The following is a 2,243-nucleotide window of genomic DNA, read 5'->3' as shown; positions in this document are numbered from 1 at the left end:
CGCGACCGCCGCCCGCGGGGGCGCGGGTGGCGGTCACGGCGGGCGGGGCTCCGGGTCAGCGGACGCCGAGCAGGTGGTCCATCGCCAGCTGGTCGAGCTGCTCGAAGGCCATGCCGCGCGACGCCGCCGCCTCCGCGTCGAAGTCCTCGTACGCGCTGCGGTCCGCCAGCAGCGCGGCCACTCCGTCCGCGGCCGTGGGCAGCGCCAGCTCGTCCAGCCGCGAGGCGCGCAGCGCCTCCTGGACCACCGGGTCGGCCCGGAACGCGGCGGCGCGCTCCTTGAGGATCAGATAGTTGCGCATACAGCCCGCCGCCGACGCCCACACGCCGTTGAAGTCCTCGGTCCGCGGCGGCTTGAAGTCGAAGTGCCGCGAGCCGTCCCAGCCCGCGGTCTCCAGCAGATCGACCAGCCAGAAGGCCGCCCGCAGATCGCCCGCGCCGAAGCGCAGGTCCTGGTCGTACTTGATGCCGTTCTGACCGTTGAGGTCGATGTGGAAGAGCTTGCCCGACCACAGCGCCTGGGCGATGGAGTGCGGGAAGTTCAGCCCGGCCATCTGCTCATGGCCGACCTCCGGGTTCACGCCGTACAGCTCGGGCCGCTCCAGACGCTCGATGAACGCCAGGGCGTGGCCGACCGTGGGCAGCAGGATGTCGCCGCGCGGCTCGTTCGGCTTGGGCTCGATGGCGAACCGGAGGTCGTATCCCTGCTCGGTGACATACGCGCCGAACAGGTCAAAGGCCTCCTTCATCCGCTCCAGCGCGAGCCGTACGTCCTTCGCCGCGCCTGACTCCGCGCCTTCCCGGCCGCCCCAGGCCACAAAGGTCTTCGCGCCAAGCTCGGCCGCGAGATCGATGTTCCGGAGCGTCTTGCGCAGCGCGAAACGGCGCACGTCCCGGTCGTTCGCGGTGAACGCGCCGTCCTTGAAGACCGGGTGCGTGAAGAGATTGGTGGTGACCATCGGCACCACCAGACCGGTCGCGTCCAGCGCCTGCCGGAACCGCTTGATGTGCGCCTCGCGCTCCGCGTCGGACGAACCGAAGGGGATGAGGTCGTCGTCGTGGAAGGTCACGCCGTACGCGCCCAGCTCGGCCAGGCGCTGTACGGATTCGACGGGATCCAGGGCCCTGCGGGTCGCGTCCCCGAACGGGTCCCTGCCCTGCCAGCCCACGGTCCAGAGACCGAAGCTGAACTTGTCCGCCGGGGTGGGAGTGAAGCGTTCCGTCATTCTCTGGCCGCCTTCGATACCTCAGGTCCGGCACGTGCCGACCTTTTTGTTTCCTGACATGACTAATAATGCACGTCGGCGCGGATGCGCAAAACCCCCGGGGCCCGCTCATCGCCGTACACCCGGCGCACCCCGGGCACACCCGGCGGACATGGTCGCGCACCTTCGGCCACCGGCGAGGATCCGCCACCCCCGTTCCGGTGAGCCGCGTCATCGCGTAATTTGTTTCTCCCACGTCAAAAAGTGCTCCAGCCAGCGAACTCCACGAACTCCAGCAAGGGAAGAGGTACGTCCATGTCGCAGAGCCCGGTGGTCGGCCCGGTCGTCGTCGGCGTGGACAGTTCCACCCAATCCACCAAGGCCGCCTTCACCGATGCCGCCACCGGCCGGCTGCTCGCCGTAGGGCGCGCGCCGCACCGGGTGACCGGTGAGGGCGGTGCGCGCGAGACGGATCCCGAGGTGTGGTGGAACGCGCTGCGGGAGGCGGTGGCCGCCGGTCTCAAGGAGTCCGGCGTCGATGCCTCGGCCGTCGTCGGGATCGCCGTCGCCGGGCAGCAGCACGGACTGGTGGTGCTGGACCGTACGGGCCGCCCGCTGCGCCCGGCGCTGCTCTGGAACGACACCCGCTCAGCCCCGCAGGCCGCCGCGCTCACGGAGGCGCTCGGCGGGCCCGCCGCCTGGACGGCGCGGACCGGCTCCGTACCGGTCGCGTCGATGACGGCCTCGAAGTGGCAGTGGCTGTGCGAGCACGACCCGGCCATCGCGCGCGCCACGGCGGCCGTCAGGCTTCCGCACGACTTCCTCACCGAGCGCCTCTCGGGCGTCGCCGCCACCGATCCCGGCGATGCCTCGGGCACCTGCTGGTATTCGACGGCCACCGGTGAGTACGACCCGGAGCTGCTGGCCCTGCTCGGCCTCGACGCCGAGCTGCTGCCCGCCGTCGCCGCGACCGGTGCCGCCCGGATCGGCTCGCTCACCGCCGGCTCCGCGGCGGAGCTCGGGCTGCCCGCGGGCATCG

2 protein-coding genes are annotated in these 2,243 nt (G+C 71.4%); one reads left to right on the top strand and one right to left on the bottom strand.

Annotation, left to right across the window (positions count from 1 at the left end; all coding sequences use genetic code 11):
• Positions 1-55: 55 nt before the first annotated feature.
• Positions 56-1,225, bottom strand: coding sequence for a xylose isomerase (xylA, locus tag GA0115259_RS37245; protein WP_093604966.1), 1,170 nt, complete (start codon positions 1,223-1,225; stop codon positions 56-58).
• A gap of 294 nt (positions 1,226-1,519) precedes the next feature.
• Between xylA and GA0115259_RS37240 the strand changes: the two genes are divergently transcribed.
• Positions 1,520-2,243, top strand: a 724-nt coding sequence (locus tag GA0115259_RS37240; protein ID WP_256098312.1) for an FGGY family carbohydrate kinase, incomplete at its 3' end; no start/stop codon positions are given.

This window comes from Streptomyces sp. MnatMP-M17 (genome assembly GCF_900091995.1).
Lineage (GTDB): Bacteria > Actinomycetota > Actinomycetes > Streptomycetales > Streptomycetaceae > Streptomyces.
The sequence above is the reverse complement of the archived record's forward strand: the minus strand, read 5'-3'. Positions and strand labels throughout refer to the sequence as shown.

What these genes read in the sequence shown, in the direction of transcription:
- xylA (WP_093604966.1), bottom strand. Translation starts at nt 1,225, where the DNA reads ATGACGGAACGCTTCACTCCCACCCCGGCGGACAAGTTCAGCTTCGGT.